The 20,121-nt window shown below is 50.1% G+C and carries 12 protein-coding genes; 6 read left to right on the forward strand and 6 right to left on the reverse strand.

Features of this window, described 5'->3' with window-relative positions; all coding sequences use genetic code 11:
• The first annotated feature begins 43 nt into the window (after positions 1 to 43).
• On the forward strand, positions 44 to 1,033 hold the full coding sequence (locus AC3WQT_RS00650; protein WP_492701241.1) for an alpha/beta fold hydrolase: 990 nt from the start codon (positions 44 to 46) through the stop codon (positions 1,031 to 1,033).
• Positions 1,034 to 1,252: 219 nt separating this feature from the next.
• Here AC3WQT_RS00650 and AC3WQT_RS00655 read toward each other — a convergent pair whose 3' ends face one another.
• The 3 genes from AC3WQT_RS00655 to AC3WQT_RS00665 all read right to left on the reverse strand — a co-directional run bounded on the left by AC3WQT_RS00655 (position 1,253) and on the right by AC3WQT_RS00665 (position 5,722).
• Entirely contained in the window at positions 1,253 to 1,942 is a 690-nt protein-coding gene (locus tag AC3WQT_RS00655) for a hypothetical protein (protein WP_492701243.1), read from the reverse strand.
• 84 nt (positions 1,943 to 2,026) lie between these two features.
• Positions 2,027 to 2,482 (reverse strand): SRPBCC family protein, encoded by a 456-nt coding sequence (locus AC3WQT_RS00660; RefSeq protein WP_492701245.1) that lies wholly within the window; start codon positions 2,480 to 2,482, stop codon positions 2,027 to 2,029.
• 519 nt (positions 2,483 to 3,001) lie between these two features.
• Positions 3,002 to 5,722: a DEAD/DEAH box helicase gene (locus tag AC3WQT_RS00665; protein WP_492701247.1), complete on the reverse strand. Its 2,721-nt coding sequence runs from the start codon at positions 5,720 to 5,722 to the stop codon at positions 3,002 to 3,004.
• 384 nt (positions 5,723 to 6,106) lie between these two features.
• Here AC3WQT_RS00665 and AC3WQT_RS00670 point away from each other — a divergent pair, with 384 nt between their 5' ends.
• A complete protein-coding gene (locus AC3WQT_RS00670; RefSeq protein WP_492701249.1) occupies positions 6,107 to 6,937 on the forward strand; it encodes a hypothetical protein in 831 nt (276 codons plus the stop codon).
• Positions 6,938 to 7,132: 195 nt separating this feature from the next.
• Here the strand turns inward: AC3WQT_RS00670 and AC3WQT_RS00675 are convergent, their stop codons facing one another.
• Positions 7,133 to 8,368: a hypothetical protein gene (locus tag AC3WQT_RS00675; RefSeq protein ID WP_492701251.1), complete on the reverse strand. Its 1,236-nt coding sequence runs from the start codon at positions 8,366 to 8,368 to the stop codon at positions 7,133 to 7,135.
• Between the two features lie 522 nt (positions 8,369 to 8,890).
• Between AC3WQT_RS00675 and AC3WQT_RS00680 the strand changes: the two genes are divergently transcribed.
• From AC3WQT_RS00680 to AC3WQT_RS00695, 4 genes are read left to right on the forward strand one after another with little or no spacing between them, the layout of a single operon-like run.
• The gene (locus tag AC3WQT_RS00680; RefSeq protein ID WP_423009480.1) at positions 8,891 to 9,328 is read left to right on the forward strand and encodes a response regulator; all 438 of its coding nucleotides are present in this window, start codon (positions 8,891 to 8,893) and stop codon (positions 9,326 to 9,328) included.
• Positions 9,329 to 9,337: 9 nt separating this feature from the next.
• Positions 9,338 to 11,113 (forward strand): GGDEF/EAL domain-containing response regulator, encoded by a 1,776-nt coding sequence (locus AC3WQT_RS00685; protein ID WP_492701253.1) that lies wholly within the window; start codon positions 9,338 to 9,340, stop codon positions 11,111 to 11,113.
• A complete protein-coding gene (locus tag AC3WQT_RS00690; protein ID WP_492701255.1) occupies positions 11,091 to 13,682 on the forward strand; it encodes a PAS domain S-box protein in 2,592 nt (863 codons plus the stop codon). The genes AC3WQT_RS00685 and AC3WQT_RS00690 overlap by 23 nt, the downstream gene beginning before the upstream one ends.
• 4 nt (positions 13,683 to 13,686) lie before the next feature.
• On the forward strand, positions 13,687 to 15,189 hold the full coding sequence (locus tag AC3WQT_RS00695) for a sensor histidine kinase (protein ID WP_492701257.1): 1,503 nt from the start codon (positions 13,687 to 13,689) through the stop codon (positions 15,187 to 15,189).
• A gap of 148 nt (positions 15,190 to 15,337) precedes the next feature.
• On the opposite strand, the gene AC3WQT_RS00700 is transcribed toward AC3WQT_RS00695, so the two are convergent.
• Positions 15,338 to 16,942 carry a M64 family metallopeptidase gene (locus tag AC3WQT_RS00700; protein WP_492701258.1) on the reverse strand — a complete coding sequence of 535 codons (1,605 nt, stop codon included), beginning with the start codon at positions 16,940 to 16,942 and terminating at the stop codon, positions 15,338 to 15,340.
• 671 nt (positions 16,943 to 17,613) lie between these two features.
• Entirely contained in the window at positions 17,614 to 19,959 is a 2,346-nt protein-coding gene (locus tag AC3WQT_RS00705; protein ID WP_492701260.1) for a putative bifunctional diguanylate cyclase/phosphodiesterase, read from the reverse strand.
• Positions 19,960 to 20,121: the final 162 nt, after the last annotated feature.

The raw sequence follows: 20,121 nt of genomic DNA on the forward strand, positions 1-20,121 counted from the left end.
TTTCATCTCCACAACATGCAAGCAACCAACCTGAAATAAACCGATGATAAATAAAAGCATATTGGCAATTTTATTTGCTGCCCTGATTCCATTTTCTGAATGTACAGCGCAAGACATGAACCAGACCAAGGCTCAAAACATGTCAATAAAAATCGACAAAATGCTGACCCCGGAAATTGGTGGAATAAAGCAGTTTGTGGAAATTAAAACAGATGATGCAAATAAGCCTGTCCTGCTATTTTTATCAGGCGGCCCCGGAAGCTCGATGATGAATAATGCGGCTTCTTTCACGAATATCCTGAAAGACAGATTTACGATAGTTCAATGGGATCAAAGAGATGCTGGGAAAACATTGAAATTAAATCCTTCACCCGTCCAGCCCTCTGTTGAACTCATGGAGAAAGACACCTATCAAGTCATAGAATTCATCAGAAAAGAGTTAAAGCAGGAAAAAATATATTTATTGGGCAGTTCCTGGGGCAATGTCCTGGGTTTTTACATCGTCAGAAATCATCCTGAATTATTGCATGCTTATTTTGCAGCAAACCCGGTTATCAGCCAGCTGGCGAGTGAGAAAGAATTGCTTGCCGCCCTGAAAATCCATTTCAAGGATAACGCAATCGCCAGCCAGGAACTGGCCAGCGTCAACATCCCATTTAAAATCGACGAAGACCTGTTCTATCTCAGAAAGTGGCTGTTATACAAAGAAGGCAAAGAGTTTGTAACGAGTGCTGATTTCAAAACCGGTTTTCTGCAATGGTCAAAAACCTGGTCACCAGTATGGAATGCAGTCATGAATATGGACTTACCAAAGACCTTGAAAGAAGTCGATTGCCCCGTCTATTTTTTCGTGGGTAAAAACGATATACAAACATCAGCTCAAATTACAAAAGACTATTTCGTGCAATTGAAAGCACCAAAGAAAGCCCTGTTTTTATTTGAAAATTCTGGGCATCAAATTCATAAAGACGAAGCAGAAAAATTTCAGCAAACTATCATCAGCACCTTGCCTGCTACTTCAACGGTGAAGTAGCAGCTACTTTTAAGCCGGGGTTACCCAATAACCCCGGTAGCTTGTAGGTGCGATTAGTGTAACGTAATCGCACGTATTTCAATCACTGCTGACTGTTCATTCCAGGTCTATTCCAGGGTTATACTGGTGATGGAATTTATGCGTGTTGTTCAGCATGCGTGCGATTACGTTTCACTAATCGCACCTACGCACTGATTCAAGAGCAGGTGTCTATTCAAATTAATAAACTACCCCTACCTCGGCAATCGGCCCCCGAAACGCAGTGGACAGTTCATTGACAAAATCGCGTGCGGGCAGTTGGCGTAGCTTTTCGCAAAAACCCGGCAAGCTTTTCCCAAAGTCCAGCATGACAGCGCCGCGCCAATAGCCGGCATAGTCGGTCCAGTCATACAGTCCAGGGAAATTTTTACCCAAATGAATGCGCATCTCAGGTGCATCTGAATACTCCCCGTGAACCAGGTAGGCATCAAAGGTTTTTGAAACCGGCCAGGGAATTGCATCCAGGTCATACACAAAACCCGTGCACGCCTGGTCCTGCGCAGGTGAAATCTGTTCGAAATAACTGTATTCGTCAGACTGCTGGATACGGATATCATTGCCAGCGACGACAATGATTTTTGAAATGTAATGATCCTCATCCTCTACGGTATCGTAGTAACACGGCCCGGCGATGTCTGCTACGGGCTTGCCTTTGGCTTCATCGTAGATAAGCGCCTGGCCAGCACCCGGCATGAAGTTGGGAATGGTTTTTTCTGATGATTCTTTCATCGTCGATAAATCAAACACCGTTGTCGGCGTATCGATCAGCGACCATTTATGCAAGACCGCATCGACACGTGCCAGGGTATCCGCCGCTGGCAGCCAGTCCTTGTCATTGACGACCAAAAAATGCCGGTATTCCACGCCCATCTTATGCTCCCTTAAGTTCCCTTAAAAAGAAGGCATCAGTGTACCCGCTTTCGCATTATGCGAGTACGATTGGGAACCCCAGAGTCATGGCCGCTTCTCGAGAGTCTTCTGCAAACGTTTTATACCAATAGCTGCCCTTTTGCGTAATACGCTCCTGAATAAATGCAAGAGCGTGGCTTTGAATATAAAGCTATCGTTGCGACTGAACATCTTCCATGTGACGCTACAGGATTCAGCACCGGTAGCCTGAAAGCGTATCTCCATTCTTGGCATCAAAGGCGGAAACTCACCTTCCGTAATAAACACTTTGCCAAATTCAGCCTCTTTGACACAGATTTTTATTTTTCTCTTGCCTCTGAGCGGGGCCGCGATTGTTTCCAGATATTCCTTGCCACGCTGCCCATGCTCGAGTGTGTTGGCTGACTCTATCGATAAAACCCCAGGAAACCACTCAGCAAAATGCTCAAGATTTGTCGCGTACTGATATGCGGCCTCGACAGATCTGGCGACGGTTGTAGTCTGTTCAGTGAGTAGTTGCAATGCAATCTCCTTTTTGGAAACTAACTAAGCTGGTAAAAAATTGCGCGCACTTGATTACAGCACGATTTTGGGGGTATCTTACCTGACTTCCCTGATACTACATCTATTATGCACAGCCTTAAGGTTAACAGGCCCGGGCAAATGCATGATTTCAGGCTGTGCTTGAATCAGTGTGCGAGGCAACACCATAAACTGCGGCAGATATAGGCAGTGCCGCTCGTCGTGGCACTCTGGTAATTCTCGTTCGGCATGAGTATTAGGTTTGCCCCTAGATTTGCTTTACCTAATAAAAAGCCACTCGTACCTTATAGAGGAGTGAGTGGCTTTTACTACAAGGTCTGAGTTTTGGCGACGTGTAAAGCTCGTAGGTGCGATTAGTGTAACGTAATCGCACGTATTTCAATCACGGCTATGCACATGTATGCGTGCGATAACGGTGCACTAATCGCGCCTACACTAGCCACAGTCCACGGACTGAAATCGTATGAATATTCGACCTGCCCCAAAATTTCTTGGAATTCAGATAATTGGGAGACGTCCTAGTCGATCAATCTCGCTAACACCTGGCGTTATCATCCATTCAAAAACCTCCTTCGCACTTTTACTGCCAGAACGTAGTAACAGCATTGCTTCGACAAAATACGAATGCTGAAGTAAACTGATTTCAATGGAAGCACATGCTTTGCTCGCGGAAAAGGTATCGAATCCTGGTTTCCCTAGAGTGACTTTATGAACATTAGCAATATCTGCCGCTTTATGCAGTACAGCGAAAGCCTCCTCTTTATTAATTTGCGGGGGTTTCTTTGTAGTTGTTTTACACTCCAAAACAAGCGAAACTTCGTCCATAGTAATCATAAAATCCGGCACGCCTTGACGCATACCATCGTCTAATTTTTGAATTACCCATGTAGTCTCGAGAGACAAAATTCTCTCCACTGGATTTTCATATTCACCTCCAAGCAATGAATACAATTCCTCAACCAACTCTTCTAACCCTAAAGTCTTTGCAAATCGCATATGTTGACGTTCCATTCGCTTATATGGATCCGACTCACTATTTTCAATTGCTTTAAGTAGTAATTTAGTACGCTCTCGGTTCACCAAGACTCCTTCAAGTGCATCAAAAGGGGCTTCCAGAATTTTTTCTGGACTGTCGAAACCAACTTTCCGAAGAGCTAGCGCCCTTTGACGGCCGAAACCGGGAACTTTTGCTCGTTGGGCAATAGTAACCAAGTCAATTAATTCCATCGGCACGCCTAACTGAACCCTGCGCGCAAAAATTCCTATTTGATTCATCACTTTTTGTGATACCAATATATTTGGCACAGTTGCGATTTGTCGAATACCATTTAAAACCCATTGAATATCCCCGGCAAAACGGTGCAATTGCCCTGACGGGACTCCAGACCAAGCGCCTATCTTCCTTTCACTTTCTCCAGATATAAAAAGGTATAACGCATATACACATTGTGCGACGGTTTTATCTATATTCTGACTTTGGATCAAAGAATAGGCCGATGCTTCATTCAGAAGTGAGTATGCTTGTTCGCTGGGAGCGCCATATGTAACGCCTGGAAGAAACCGTTGACCAATTTCCTGATTAAACTCATCGGAATGACACACAGCTAAAAGCAACGCGACTTCGAAATTTTCAAAGTTCACTTCAAGGCTTGCTGAGTTTTGACGTAGCATAACCCCGAAAAAAAGCGCCGTGGTAGGCAGCAATCCCGTTTGCGCCACGACTTTCCCAAATTTCGTTGCTCTCAATCTTCCTGCATCATTGACAATCATTTCCGCTTCAACCAGCCACTGAATAGCATCCTCAATTTTCAAAATCAGTTCGTCTAATTTGGTCGGATTTTTATCTTGAACTTGATACCAAAATAATGTGTTCTCCAAAAATTCCCGGGTGCTTACCGAATCGGTAGCGTTTTCACAGGCAATTAATTGTAAAACTATTTTTCTGACACTTAAGGATGCCAGTTTCGAATAGAGCAATTCATTTTGAGTACCCACTAAATAGTTGGCATGCTTCATTTCAAGATTATCTCGAGGAATCATAATTGCATATCCCTCATTGTGCATACCAAGCCTGCCGGCCCTCCCAGACATATTACGATACGCCCCTAAAGGTATGTCAGCGGGAGGAATATAGCGGCGTCTAATTCTATCGAATAAAACCGTTTTAAATGGAAAATTAACTCCAGCAGCTAATGTAGGAGTCGCAAAGCAAACCTCGAAATGCCCCTCTGTTAATCCTTGCTCTACAACAGTTCTCTCACTGGATGTTAGATCAGCAGTATGAAATGCCACATTTGTTTCTGAAGAGGATTTCAATCGGATAGAGAATTCAGTTGCCTCAGAAAATAGTTCCAGTTGTTCCGCAAACTTATAGCCAGCAGCAGTCTTTGAGCATCTAGCTGAATACTCTGTCGCTAGCTTCATCGCATCGGCTCGCGTTTCGGTAAACACGAGAATTGGCCCTCGCCCTTCTTTCCTTAGCTGATCAACGGCGTCCAGCGTTGTAGTTGGCAGCCTAGTAAACTGAGTTGAAGCACCTTGATCCTGTCCAAATTTGACTTTGTAGATTTGATCTCTTGCCCATATTTCTTGTATGAGATCTACATCACGATGAGTCGTTTGAACAAGCTCACAATTCAACCATCCAGCCAAATCCTTACCGTTTTCAACTGTAGCAGTCAGAGCAACGAACTGCTTTGGATTACGTTGCCTAAGCGCTGCACATAAAACTTCAATCTCAGGCCCTCGTTTGTCCTCACCAAGAATCTGTAATTCGTCCGCTATGATGGTTGTCTCAGATATAGATAAAACACCCATCATAACCAGAGCTATTGCTTTCTCATAAGTTGTAACGAGTACATCTGGGTCAGGATCTCCGTCATCTCGGTCACCAGTTGAAATGCCGATTCGAGCAATTGGATCTTCTCCACTCAGGCCGTAACGTAGCTCAAAATCCTCAAACTTCTGATCCGCCAACGCCTTGTGTGAAACAAGGTAAAGGGTTTTTGCACCAGCACGAATTGCGGATAACATAGCCAATTCGCCAATTAGAGTTTTCCCAGATGAAGTCGGTGCGCAAATAACTAAGCTTTTGCGCTGACAAACTCCGGCGTCAATGGCTAATTGCTGAACCTTAGTAAAGGTTTTAATTTTTTGGAAATGTAGTCGGCTAATGAGCCAAGGGTCGAAAACGATTCCAGTTTGTTCTGAAATATTCATGACATCCTCAATCAAAATTTTCCCCATTCAACTTCATGATTGACACGAAAATCACCGCGTTACTGTTATGCAACTAGTAATTTCATTAAATACTACACACATTGGAATATTTAATTGTTAATTAATGTAGAAAATAAGATAATTAATAGCGAGATTGTTTTGCGTGCACAGCTTATGAAATACATGAATGTGAAATTTGCCCCCTGCCACAATGAGGCAGCATAAAGGTTTAAGGGCAGTCTTTCAGGCAGAGTGCGTCAATCTTAATACGCAAAGAAAGCTAAAAGTCATTCAAATGGACAAAGAACATTTAGTTTTTACTCCTTCGGAGCTAAATTTATTGACTTATGAAGAGGCATTAACTCTCACGAATGAAAGAATCTTATGATTGAAAAAGTTGGCCACATAAAGAATCCGCTTACGGTAATTGCTATCTTTGCAGCATTAGCAGAAGTGAGTGGAACTGTAGTTCTCCCCTTTCTAAATGCCACGACGCAAGAGCGCTATGTTTGGTTTCTGATGGGATTCCCACTATTTCTCGTGGCTATCTTTTTTTTCGTTCTTTATAAAAAAAATCACGTACTTTACGCGCCATCGGATTATAAAGACGATCAGACCTTCAGAGATATGCTCGTAGGTGCTTCCGTCGCAAAGGTCGACAAGATATTTGGCGAGATTGAGCAACCAGCCTCAGAGTCAAATGAGGAAACCACTTCATCGGCTTCTAATGGCACGCATCGAATCCCCGCTTCACCACTTACACCGTCCTCCGAGGCTTTAATTCGCGGTTTCCGTGGAGAAGGGCTTCTAGCTGAGGAATTGGTTCTCGCAAAATTTTCCAAAGATTTGGGCATGCGGTTTGAAAGAAACGTTGCTCTAAAAGATCAACCGAAGATCGTGTTTGATGGAGTGGCTATCTCGGCCTTGAAGGCAATTGTGTTAGAAGTTCGATTCACTCGTATGGGAGCAATCCCCATCACTTCACTTGAGGAATTTTTCGATCGAGCAAACAAATTCGCCAACGCACTTCCAGACAATCTAAAGGGAAATTTGGAATTCAACTATGTGATAGTGTCTGATCGAGAAGAAAAAGCGAATCAACTTGAAAGGACAATAAATCGCATCAACGAGCTTGCCCTAAATTACTCCTTCAGAACCAAAGTTCAGCTTTTCAAGCTTCAGGAGTTAGAGAGTGAGTTTCAAGTAGAACGCTAAACCAGCAGTAAGCGTGAGGAGGCGACTCTCAAATTGCAGCATTTGAATGGGTCTCAACTTTGACAATTCAATCTTCTCAACTAAAGGCAATTTTTAAAAAATTGCCTTTAGCAAGTCTGGGTACAACTGAAACATATGCAACTCAACGCTTTAGCTACAATAGCTTACACCTGCTGCTCAGCAAATCTTGGCTCATCACGAAACCCTCCCCAAACAAGCCCCCACCACAAACCAAGGCAAATGCAAACCCCCTTTGTGCAAAACAACACAAGCCATCCCACCTGCCGCAATACTTTCATAAACCTCACGCTCAACAGTCACATCATCCGCATGCCTTACTGGCCCCCAGGGGGCGAGTTGCAGGTGGTAGGAGGTGTGTTTGCCGTGGGAGATGTGCTTGCTTAACACTTGCACCTGGTAGGTTTCTGCGGCGGCGTGGTCAAGCTGGCTGTTGAGCAGGCCTGTTGCGCCGTAGCCGTAGGCGAAGGAGATTGCTGTGAATACCAGTATCATCATTGGTTTGCTGCGCAAGGGCCAATCGAGGTGCAGGGCCAGGGCGGTGAATGTGAGGCTGCAGGCGAGTGCCATTTGTAGTGCCGGGGTGTAGTTGACAAGGTTGAAATCTGTCACTGCGCGCATCATGAGGGCCAGGCCGGGCATGAAGATCATGATGGCGAGGTTGGGTTTGATGTCCTTGGTATTGCCGTCGATCTGGTAGACGCCTTTTGCGGTCTTCATGAGCAGCAGGGCTAGCCAGGGCATGACCAGCAACACCAGCATCAGTATTTGGTAAGACTGCGGGTAGATGATCATCCAGATGGATAGCACGAAGGCTGCGCCGTTGAGTAGATTGGCTCTCTTTTTTGCGGTGGCGAGTTTTTGCAGGCGTTCTTCTTTGTTGCTGCCAAGGTTGGTGTCGGCGGCAATTTCAGCTAGTGTTTTTTGCTGGTCTTGCAGGTCGAGGTCTGTGATGGTGCTCATCCATGCCTGGAAGGCGGCATCGATTTTGAGCATGCTGGGGACGTGGATTTTTTTCTCATGAGATTCTCGTGGGATGAGTTCTATCTCTTCCGGGGAATTGTTACGGCGCACCATGCGGCGACCATGCAATTGGGTGCGCAGCAGGCGGGTAGTGGCGGATATCTCCTGTATTTCTATGGCATCGCTGTGCAGCACTACTTTATACCTGAGGGTTTTGAGCAGCATGTACAAGCCCAGGGCACTAATGACCAGGCTCAAAACCAGCACGATCCACATCAGCATGCCCGCTTCACGCAACATGGCTACTTCCAGTACTGTGGCAGTCAAACCACCGACGATAAAGATAAATGCCAGCAAAGAAATTGAGACGCGCCAGATGGGCTTGATGCGATATTCGCGTGGGTAGGTGTATCTGTCTTGTAAAGGAAAGGGATATTTGTCTTCTGTCATGCTGCTTCCTGTGAATTCCGTAGTGGTATCAGAGCCTGCCTTGCTTGCCAGGATGGCAAAACTGAGGCTGATTGTATCGAATCCTTTGTTATTGCAAAACGGGAAATTTGACAGTGCTGGCAGCAATCCACTCCGCACAAAATTACAACCCTGAAAGCGGATATGTTTACCTGCCTGAATTCTTACATGACGAGGCATTTTCCTACATACAAAAAAAAACCGGAGGTGCATTATTACTTCACGGCAAAATCAACTCTAACCACAAAAGAGTCAACAAATGCAAATTAATCATATCAATATTGCAGCGATATAGACAATTGCATAATATAAATGTAAATTTGGTAATCATGATATATTTGCACTGGTTTGCAAGCAGGTAACCAGGGCTGGTTTCATAGGTAAATTGTGCTGCGGTGGGCTTGTTACACATACCGTCTTACAGATGTTATGTTACAAATTTCGCGTTGCAACAATGTTGCCTTAGAGTATTATTAATTATTGTGCGCAGGCGAAAGGTGTCAAATGAATGACAGCATTCCGCAAACCAGACCGGTCACTATCCTGGTCGTCGATGACGACGATGTTGATGTGCTGGGTATAGAGCGCGCACTGAAAAAACTCAAGATCGCCAACCCCATAGTACGTGCCCATGACGGCGTCGAAGCGCTGGAAATCTTGCGCTCGCCCGAGGGCTTGCCACGTCCCTATCTGATTTTGCTGGACATTAATATGCCGCGCATGAACGGGCAAGAGATGCTGGCAGAACTGCGGCAGGATAAAAACCTGTCGTCCGCAGTTGTATTCGTACTGACCACTTCACAGGATGACCAGGACAAGCTCATGGCTTATTCCAAACACGTGGCCGGTTATATCGTCAAACAGCATGTGGGTGATGGCTTCATGCGTGTGACTGAGATGCTCGACCATTACTGGCGGGTAGTTGAACTACCCGTCGCCTGAGGTGTAATCATGATGCTGACCGCTCCCCCACAAACCTCTACCCTTGATATCCTCATCATTGACGATGATGAAATCGACAGGCGCAATGTTATCCGTGCGCTGAAACAGGTTTCTGTCAGCGTAAAAATCGTTGAAGCCAATAATGCCCTGGATGGTTTGCTGAAAGCCAAGGAGACCCTGTTCGACGTTATCCTGCTCGATTATCGCCTGCCTGACCGTGACGGCATTGAAGTATTAAAAAGCCTGCGCCTGGATAAAACCCATCACACTGCCATCATCATGCTGACGCACCAGGAAGATGTGAGCCTGGCCGAGCAAGCCATAGAAGCCGGTGCGCAAGATTTTTTGCTGAAAGAAGAAGTCAATGCCCGCCGCCTGATGCGCGCCGTGCACCAGGCACGCCACCGCCACAAGCTCGAATCTGAACTCAGCCGCAGTTATAACCAGTTGCGCGAGCTGGCCGAACATGATGCCCTCACTGGCCTGGCCAACCGCTATGATTTTGAAAGGGCGCTGGCCTTTGCCGTCAGCCGTGCCAAGCGTGAGAACCTGCATGGCAAGATGGCGGTGCTGCTGCTTGATCTTGACCGCTTCAAGAATGTGAATGACACCTATGGCCATGCGATTGGTGACCAGTTGCTCATCAAGGTAGCACGCCGCCTGGGCACCACCACGCGCGGCAGCGACTTGCTGGCGCGCCTGGGTGGGGATGAGTTTGTGGTGCTGGTGCAGGATATGGACAGGGTTGACCAGGCTATCTTGCTGGCCACCCGCGTGGTCGAGGCATTCAAGAAACCCATCGTGCTGGATGGCCTTGAATGGCACGTGACCATGAGCATAGGCATTGCCGTGTTTGGTTCTTGCGCCAACGATGCGACTGAACTCATGAAGTGTGCCGACATTGCCATGTACCGCGCCAAGCAGGAGGGCCGCAACCAGAGCCATTTTTATTCTGACCAGTTGCATCAGGCCGTGCGCCATCGCATGTACCTGGAACGTGATTTGCGTCACGCCCTGCGCAATGAACAACTGCAAGTGTATTACCAGGCCAAGATCAATCCTTTCGATGGCAGCATAGGTGGCATGGAGGCGCTGCTGCGCTGGCACCATCCGGTAGAAGGTGTGCTGACACCGGGCATCTTCCTGCCCATGGCTGAAGAGCTGGGCCTGATGTTTGAAATAGACCAGTGGGTCATGCGCACTGCCTGCGCGCAGTTGCAGGAGTGGCGTTCGCTGCCGTTCTTGCATGCGCAAGACCTGACGATGGCGGTGAATGTATCAGCCATACAATTGCAGGGTGACAACCTGATCTATACCGTGGATGAAGCCTTGCGTACCAGTGGCCTGGACCCGCGTTATCTGGAGCTTGAGATCACCGAGAATGCCCTGATCCGTGACCCCAGCCATGTTGCCGCGATCTTGCACAAGCTGGTGGGGCGCGGGGTCAAACTGTCGCTGGATGATTTTGGTACTGGCTATTCATCCTTCGGGCATTTGAAGTTATTCCCTATCCATGTGCTGAAGATAGACCAGAGTTTTGTCGCCGGTGTCGGCAAGGGTGAGTCACAAGAACGGCTGCTGTCTGCCATGATCGCCTTTGCCCAGACCATGGAATTGTCGCTGGTGGCCGAGGGTGTAGAGACTGAGCGACAGGCACTGTTTTGTGCTGAACGTGGTTGTGAACTTTTGCAGGGCTTTTTGTACTCACGCCCTATTCCATCGAGTGAATTTGAAGATCGCTACCTGACCGGAAGCTTCCGCCATGACCCCATCGGACCGCAATGAAGCAGATAGCAATCACCAGTCAGATTACGTGAATGAACAGCATGCTCTGCTGGCTGCCATTGTCAATTCGTCTGACGATGCCATCATAGGCAGCGACCTCTGCGGCAATATCCTGAGCTGGAACCATGCGGCAGAAATCCTGTTTGGCTATAGCGCCACGGCGATCTACCAGCGCCCTTTTGCCAGCCTCTTCCCCGCCGGACAATTACCTGACCATCTCTCGCTGATCAAGCTCATGCAGCAAGGCGCTTCGATAGGCCATTTTGAAACCATGCGGCGCTGTCAGGATGGGACTGAGTTACCAGTAGCATTGACCATTTCTGCCATGCGTGACGAGGGCGACAATATCATCGGCCTGTCGCTGATTGCGCGTGACTTTAGCGTCGGTTACCGCATGGCTGCCCGTCTGACGCAAAGCGAACGCCATTTCCGCCAGGTGGTGGATGCCGCACCGAACGCCATGGTGATGATAGACCGTCGCGGCCTCATCGAAATGGTGAATTCGCAGACCGAAACCATCTTTGGTTATACCCGCACAGAACTGCTCGGCAAGCCTCTGGAAATTTTAATCCCTTCACGCTTCCAGCGCCATCACCCCAGCCTGCGCACCGGTTATTTTGCCAACCCTGTCAGCCGCGTCATGGGCCAGGGGCGTGAGCTGTATGGGCTGCGCAAGGATGGCACAGAATTCCCGGTAGAGATAGGCCTGAACCCGATAGAAACTGCTGATGGCATCAAGGTCTTGTCTGCCATCGTTGACATCACTGAACGCAAGCGCCAGGAAGAACGCTTCCGTCTCGTGGTGGAAGCCGCGCCGAATGCCATGGTGATGATAGACAACCAGGGCATGATAGAAATGGTGAACACCCAGACTGAAGAAATCTTTGGCTATGAACGCGAAGAATTACTGGGCCAACCCATGGAAATTTTGATACCTGAGCGCTTTCGCCACCACCATCCCGGATTACGCACGCATTTTTTTTCTCAACCCAGCAGCCGCAGCATGGGCACAGGACGTGACCTGTTTGGCTTGCGCAAGGATGGTACAGAATTCCCGGTGGAGATAGGCCTGAACCCGATAGAAACTGCGGATGGTCTCAAAGTCTTGTCTTCCATTGTTGATATCAGCGAACGCAAGCGCCTGGAAGAACGCTTCCGTCTCGTGGTGGAAGCAGCGCCGAATGCCATGGTGATGATAGACAGCCAGGGCATGATAGAAATGGTGAATGCCCAGACCGAAGAAATCTTTGGCTATGAGCGCGAAGAATTGCTGGGCCAGCCCATGGAAGTATTGATACCCGCACGCTTCCGTGCCCATCACCCCGGTTTGCGCACACACTTTTTTGCCCACCCCAGCAGCCGTACCATGGGTTCTGGCCGCGACCTGTTTGGCTTACGCAAGGACGGTACAGAATTCCCGGTAGAGATAGGCCTGAACCCGATAGAAACTGCCGACGGCCTCAAGGTCTTGTCCGCCATTGTCGATATCAGCGAACGCAAGCGCCAGGAAGAACGCTTCCGCCTCGTGGTGGAAGCCGCGCCCAATGCCATGGTCATGATAGACAGCCGTGGCATGATAGAAATGGTCAATGCCCAAACCGAGCACCTGTTTGGTTACCAGCGGGCAGAACTGCTGGGCCAGCCTATGGAAGTACTCATCCCTGCCCGCTTCCGGCCACAGCACCCTGGCTTGCGCACCGGCTATTTTTCCAGCCCCAGCACCCGCGCCATGGGCACAGGCCGCGACCTGTTTGGCTTGCGCAAGGACGGCAGCGAATTCCAGATTGAAATTGGTCTCAATCCCATACAAACTGCCGATGGCCTTAAGGTCTTGTCAGCGATTGTCGATATCTCGGAACGCAAACGCTTCACCGATGAGCTGTCGAGGCGCAACCAGGAATTGAACAATTTTGCCTATGTCGCCTCGCATGATCTCAAGTCGCCTTTACGAGGCGTTGATCAACTGGCTACCTGGCTGACAGAAGACCTGGCCGGCAAGATCGATGACGACACCAATGAACACCTGCGCCTGATGCGCGTACGCATCAAACGCATGGAAAGGCTGCTGGATGATTTGCTGCTCTACTTCCGCGCCGGGCAACTGGGTGGCACGGTAGAGCACATCGACTTTGCCGACCTGGTACGCGATGTGTTTGACCTGTGCTGCCCTGACCAGTCTTTCAGCCTGGAACTGCAAGGCGATTTCCCGCGCTGCCATACCCACAAGGTGCCGCTGGAACTGGTGTTCCGCAATCTCATCAGCAATGCCATCAAACATCACGATACCAAACGCGGCTGCATCGCCATCCACTCCATCCCGAATGATCAGTGGCTGGAATTTGCGGTCTGTGACGATGGCCCCGGCATCGCGGCTGAACACAATGACCGCGTCTTCGCCATGTTCCAGACCCTGCGCCCGCGTGATGAAGTCGAAGGCAGTGGCATGGGCCTGGCCATCATCAAAAAAACCATAGAGTCACTGGGTGGCAACATCAAGCTGAGCGCCAACCAGCCACGCGGTGCCATGTTCAAATTCACCTGGCCACGCAATACGGCAGAGGCGCTTTAAGATTATGGCCAATACCAACGCAAATACCGGCACAAATGCCAGCACAGATACCGGCAACCACGATGCGCCGCTTTCATTATTAGCCGCCATCGTTAACTCATCCGACGATGCCATCATAGGCAGTGACCTGAATGGCCGCATCATCAGTTGGAACCATGCCGCCAGCACCTTGTTCGGGCATGCACATGATGTTATTTTTGGCCAGCCGTTTGAATCGCTCTTCCCTGCCGGGCAATTACCTGATCATGTCGCCCTGACACAGCTGCTGCAGCAAAACAGTGCCATAGGCCAGTTCGAAACCATGGGCAGGCGTGCCGATGGCAGCGAGATACCGGTGTCACTGACCATCTCAGCCATACGCGATGCCAGCGGCAATATCTTTGGTCTGTCGCTGAGCGCACGCGACTTCAGCAATGGCTATAAAATGGCCGCCCGCCTGACACAAAGCGAAAGACATTTTCGCCAGGTCGTGGATGCCGCCCCCAATGCCATGATACTGGTGGGCAGCAATGGCCTGATAGAAATGGTGAATGGCCGCGCCGAACAATTGTTTGGCTATACCCGCACAGAACTCATGGGCCAGCCACTGGACATGCTGGTGCCCGAACGTTTTCGTGAACAAAATCCCGGCCTGCCTGCCACTTACTTTGCCCAGCAAGAAGCAGCTACCATTGCCAAGGCCAGTGAGCTGTATGCCCTGCGCAAGGACGGTACAGAATTCCCGGTTGAAGTGGGGCTCAATCCCATCGACACTGCTGATGGTGTCAAGACCCTGTCGGCCATCGTCGATATGTCGGAACGCAAACGCTTTACCGACGAACTATCTCGCCGCAATCAGGAACTGAAAGATTTTGCCTATGTCGCTTCGCATGATTTAAAAGCGCCACTACGGGGCGTCAACCAGTTGGCCACCTGGATCACCGAAGACCTGGAAGGCCAGATCAATGAAGAAACCACCGAACACCTGCACCTTATGCGCGTGCGCATCAGCCGCATGGAAAAACTGCTTGATGATTTATTGCTCTACTTCCGCGCCGACAACCTGGGCGGCGGCACAGAATGCATAGACTTTGCCGAGATGGTACGCGATGTCTTTGAACTATGCTGCAGCGATGCCTCGTATGCGCTGGAACTGCAAGGGACTTTCCCCAAAGACCATACCCACAAGGTGGCCCTTGAACTGGTCTTGCGCAACCTCATCAACAATGCCATCAAACACCATGACAAAGCCAGCGGCCACATCATCGTGCGTTCACTCCCTTCCCCTGACGAACAATATTACCTCTTCGAAGTCGCCGACGACGGCCCCGGCATCGCCCCCGAACATTACGAACGCGTGTTCGCCATGTTCCAGACCCTGCGCCCCCGCGACGAAGTAGAAGGCAGCGGCATGGGCCTGGCTGTCATCAAGAAAACCATAGAGTCACTCGGCGGCGGCATCAGCCTTGCCGCCAACCAGCCACGCGGGGCGGCGTTCAGGTTTAGCTGGCCAAAGGTGGTGGGATAGCTTGGCTGCCATGACTCTCGTTTTTATCCCGCCGACGGTACGCGATCCATAACAAGCCCAACGCGCCCTACACACTGCTCACGGTACTCCCACTTCAATCCAGAACAGGCGCTTTGCCCGACAAAAGCACAAAACGCCTGCATAGCCACTACTTGGGTGGGAAGGTGTAAGTCACCGTGTAATTCCCACTGCCAGAATACGATTTGACCTGCACATAGTAATAGCCCGCCGCGCCTGCATAGCTGATAGATTCGGTCGATGAACTGCCTTCGCTGCTGGCTACCTTGACCCAGGCGCTGCCCGAATATTTATACAGGTAGAGGTCAAAGTCGGTGCCTGCCGGGCCGCTCAACTGTACGCTATAGGTGCCATTGCCTGCCTGGACATAGCCAGGTGATGCACTGGGCGCATTGGCCGTGGCGCCGTTGGCCAGGCTGCCGGTCTGGGTGACTGGGCCGCCCGCTGGTGTGTACGAAGCAAACACTGTCCTGGCCAGGCCTTCGTTGACCGCGTGCCATGGATAGCCAAGCGTGCGCATGCGCGAATTTTCTGTAGGGCGGTATTTCCCGGTCTTGCAATATTGCGCTCCCTGGAATATGCCTACCGTCCCGTTGGGATACTGCCCCAGGCCAGTTGGTACCGCAGTGGCAGACGAGATCAATCCACCCCATTTGACATTGCGCGTGCCGTTCAGTGATACATCACCGGAGGTGGGCTCAGCGCTCAGGCTGCAGGTGCCATAGTCATATTCGTCAGCCAGGGCAAAGGCGGTGTGGCCTATCTCATGCAGGGCAATTTCCACTGACTGGGCATGCATGGACAAGGTCGCTATCTCGCCACCAGAACCGCCATAGCGGGTGGAATTGGACACCACCACGATGACATCGCGCTGGTCAGGTGCCAGTACCGAACCAACGATGTTGTAGACCTTGGTCGAGTTAACGCAGAGCAGGCGATCGATGTTATAGCAATAGAAGTTGCCATCCATGGCGGTGTCGCGGTAGATGCCTCTGTCCGGCTCGTCCACTCCCGATTGATTGCTGGCGATATCGACGCGGTGCACGTTCATGCTGGCCCGGTTGGCTGCAAACAAGGGGTCGTTCATGAAGCCATCAATGACTTTCTGCGCGTCAGTGTGCCATTTACTCATCTCGGCAGCCGTGTAGCCGTCACCGACAAAGACAATATCCATGCGCGCATTGGCCGGGCCGTTATTGATGATGGTGGTGGCAGTCGCTGCAGGTGGCGGGGCCTGCATGCGTTCTACCTGGCTGCTACGCAGGATTTTCTCCAGTGAAGAGCGGCCAAATACCACTGGCTGCGGCGGTGGCAGCGCCATACGTGCATCACCCGCGGCTTGCTGCTGGATTTCTATACTGGCGATCTTCTCATCAAAAGGCATCGAAACCTCAAAGACACCATCGGCTTGTCTGACCTGCTGCGACACATCAATGGCACCGGTCTTGGGGTCGAATACTTCAACATGCCGCTGCTGGGCGTTACGCACCAGCACTTCATGGATGACCGTCCCTTGTGCATTTTTGGCGACGACACGCCATTTTTCACTTTGGCCACCGTCTGCCAAACTGGGCGTGAGGGCAAATTCGCCAAGCTCAGCGTGAACCGGCGTAAAGCTCGTACCCTGTCTGCCATCGCTGTAAGCGACACGTAGGGAAATATTCCCCGCATAGGCCGTACTGATTTGAAACACTGAAATTGCAACGGACATCAAAATAAGTTTGAATGAATTCATATTGTCTCCGAATAAAATTAGGTGAATATCTGAACTGTCGATGCTGCTAATGCTAATGCTGTTGACTAAGGAAGAGCCTCCCCCGATGTTAGAGAGCAGTTGATGGAAGATGTTATCGGGGCAGTCGCTGCGCGTGATGCTGGCAGCTGGAGATCAGTATAGTAAAATAAATATATTAAACAAATATTAGTGTAAGAAAATGTGAATAAGCTGGATGGATGCAGGCGAACCGGGCCAGCCAATTCTGACATTGTCTATATTCGTTACTGATTTGAAATTCAAAAAAATTGAGATGACCCTAACCCAATTCAAGGTCATCCCAGCGCAGGCTGGGACCCATCTGCGCAAAGTCCGGTTACATGGAATAACCAGCAACTTGCAGGGTGCACCATGCAAGTTGCTATTGCCATGCTCACAGCTGCAGTTAGCAAAGGCCCGGTCGTAGGGCGCACGGATACGATTAGCAGAGTTCTATCTGACGTTAATGCGGCGTACACCATGTTCACAATGTTCGAGCGCATGGCTTTGAATACAATGGATTCCTGCCTGCGCAGGAATGACGATAGAGAGGGCATCCAAATAAGTAGATGGCACAGTTTGCCCAGACTTATGTAACCATAAGCGCAGGCAAAATTAGATAGTCGCCTCCAAACTGTGTTTGAGAATACCCACTAGGCATTGCCCAACAACGGCAACTCCAGTCCCCTCCCATACACCCTTATCAACTCGTCGACAGGCTTGGGGCGGCTCAGCACAAAACCCTGTATTAGCGTATCCCCAAACTGCCGCAAGAAGGCAAGCTGGTTGTCGGTTTCTACGCCTTCTGCAATGACATTCAGGCGCAGGTTACGGCCCAGTTCTATGATGGTGCGGACGATGGCGCGGTCTTCGCTTTGTTGTGGCAGGCCCTTGATGAAGGAGCGGTCTATCTTCATTGATGAGATGGGCAGGTTTTTTAAGTGGGCGAGTGAGGAATAGCCCATGCCAAAATCGTCAAGGCTGATGCCAAAACCCAGGCGCCGCAAGGTGCTCATGATGGGGATGACGTGGTCTGGCTGGTGCATGAGCATGCTTTCTGTCAGCTCCAGGCAAAGGTGATGGGGCTTGATGCCGGATTTGTCGACGATGGCGCGCAATTCATCCGGCAAGCTGCTAGAGGTGAATTCAGAGGCGGCCATGTTGACATGCACTTTCAGGTTCTCAAAACCGCAACGGTGCAAACGTGCCAGGTCGTGGCATGCGCGGTGCACGACCCAGTTACCAATCTGGATGATGAGGCGGCTTTCTTCGGCAATAGGGATGAAGACATCAGGCCGCACGATGTCACCATTGGCGCGACGCCAGCGTATCAGGGCCTCTATCGCATGGATCTGGCCGTTGCCAGCGAAGATGGGCTGGTATTCCAGGTACAGGCCATTGTCGGCAATGGCCTGATGCAATTCGGCTTCCATGGTCAGGCGCTGGGCCAGGTCAGATTGTTGCACCGCCAGCGTATACGAGGTGCTGCTGGAAAAATAGCTCATGGCATTGCGGCCATTTTTTTTGATGCGGTACATGGCGGTGTCGGCACCGCGCAAAAGTTCGGGGCCGGTCAGACCATTGTCAGGATAGATGCTGATGCCTATGCTGGCCGAGACGGTAATTTCATGGCCATTGAACATGAAAGGCAATTGCGCAGCATGCAGCACTTGCTTGACCAGGCTATCAAGCTGTTCAATAAATGGCATGCCGGAGCCATCGGGTTGGTACAGTATCGCAAACTCATCACCGCCCAGCCTCCCGACCAGTTTGCCAGGTATAGACAGTGCCAGCACTCGTTGCGAAAAGCCGCGCAAGACCACATTGCCAGCTTCATGACCAAAGGCATCATTGACAGGTTTGAAGCGATCAAGGTCAATAAAAATCAAGCCAAATACCGTGCCATTGGCGGCGCTTCTTTTACAGGCGGCATCCAGTATCTGATAAAAATGGCTGCGATTGGCCAACTCAGTCAGGCCATCGATTTGCGCCAACTGGCGTATGGTTTCTTGCTGCTCCAGCCTTTGTGCCGTTTGCGCGATGAGTGCGCCTATGGTGGCCGACAGGGTCGGTAATTGCGCTTCGCTCTGACGTGTCAGGCGGCTATAAAATTCCAGCACACCGGGGCAATGACGATCACCTTCATCGGTGATATACGCCACCGGGAAGATATAGCCAGAACGCAACTGGCACAGGGCCGCGCTTTTATTGCGTAAAAAATCTTCATCGCTGTTCATGTTTTCGACCCAGCGTGGCTCGCCCTGCTGCCACACCTGCCCTACCAAACCAGTACCCGGGCGCACTTGCAGGGCCTGGCTTTCTTGCGTGAACAAACTCAATGTCTCTTGCTGAGCATGCCAATAATTTTGCAGCTTCAGTTGACTATCCTCAAGCGTATCTGTCTCAACAGTCCAATACGCGCCCCAATCCCAGCCCAGGTTCTCACATACCAGTTGTATGACCTTGGTGACGGCGACTCCGATGGAATCCGCTCCGACAAACAATCTGGTTGTTTCAAAACTCAGGCGCTCACGCATGGCTGCGTGCTTGGCTGTCGTAATATCTGTCAGGATGCCTTCGCAAATGCCAGATGCACCAGACTCAGGCACTTGCGCTGGCGGCAGGGATTGCAGACGCAACCAGCGCAGCCCGCTGCCTTCATTGAAAATACGGAATTCATACTCTATCTGTACCCGTCCGGCAGCCGCATTGTGTAGCATGGCATGCAGTTGCAACAAGTCATCCATGAGCACTTTGGTAAACCCGGCCCCCAGCGCGGCATGCCAGCCAGACGCCACACCCAGCATATTCGCCGCAACCATGGAAAACACAATCTCATCACTAGCAGCGTGATACCACCAGCGCCCAAATGCTGCCGCCTGCTCGACCGCATCCATGCTTGCTGTCTTTGCAAGTAAAGCCCGCAGTTCAGGTGTGCTGCAGTGTTCTACATATTCTGGCAAGAATGAAGCATGGGATAGAGAGATGGATTCATGCATGGCGTGAAATACTTCCAGATATGCAATGGGAATATTTATAGCCAGCAATTTTTGTACCAGTCAATTCGGCAGGAATGCTGGTCTTTGGTGCGAAGAAACTTAACTAACCTACCATCAAAAGCAGGGTACAGGAAAAGATGCACCATGTGCGTGCTTGCAAGA

This window comes from Undibacterium sp. FW305-107 (genome assembly GCF_058788535.1).

What these genes read in the sequence shown, in the direction of transcription:
- AC3WQT_RS00650 (WP_492701241.1), top strand. Translation starts at nt 44, where the DNA reads ATGATAAATAAAAGCATATTGGCAATTTTATTTGCTGCCCTGATTCCA.
- AC3WQT_RS00655 (WP_492701243.1), bottom strand. Translation starts at nt 1,942, where the DNA reads ATGGGCGTGGAATACCGGCATTTTTTGGTCGTCAATGACAAGGACTGG.
- AC3WQT_RS00665 (WP_492701247.1), bottom strand. Translation starts at nt 5,722, where the DNA reads ATGAATATTTCAGAACAAACTGGAATCGTTTTCGACCCTTGGCTCATT.
- AC3WQT_RS00670 (WP_492701249.1), top strand. Translation starts at nt 6,107, where the DNA reads ATGATTGAAAAAGTTGGCCACATAAAGAATCCGCTTACGGTAATTGCT.
- AC3WQT_RS00675 (WP_492701251.1), bottom strand. Translation starts at nt 8,368, where the DNA reads ATGACAGAAGACAAATATCCCTTTCCTTTACAAGACAGATACACCTAC.
- AC3WQT_RS00680 (WP_423009480.1), top strand. Translation starts at nt 8,891, where the DNA reads ATGAATGACAGCATTCCGCAAACCAGACCGGTCACTATCCTGGTCGTC.
- AC3WQT_RS00685 (WP_492701253.1), top strand. Translation starts at nt 9,338, where the DNA reads ATGATGCTGACCGCTCCCCCACAAACCTCTACCCTTGATATCCTCATC.
- AC3WQT_RS00690 (WP_492701255.1), top strand. Translation starts at nt 11,091, where the DNA reads ATGACCCCATCGGACCGCAATGAAGCAGATAGCAATCACCAGTCAGAT.
- AC3WQT_RS00695 (WP_492701257.1), top strand. Translation starts at nt 13,687, where the DNA reads ATGGCCAATACCAACGCAAATACCGGCACAAATGCCAGCACAGATACC.
- AC3WQT_RS00700 (WP_492701258.1), bottom strand. Translation starts at nt 16,942, where the DNA reads ATGAATTCATTCAAACTTATTTTGATGTCCGTTGCAATTTCAGTGTTT.
- AC3WQT_RS00705 (WP_492701260.1), bottom strand. Translation starts at nt 19,959, where the DNA reads ATGCATGAATCCATCTCTCTATCCCATGCTTCATTCTTGCCAGAATAT.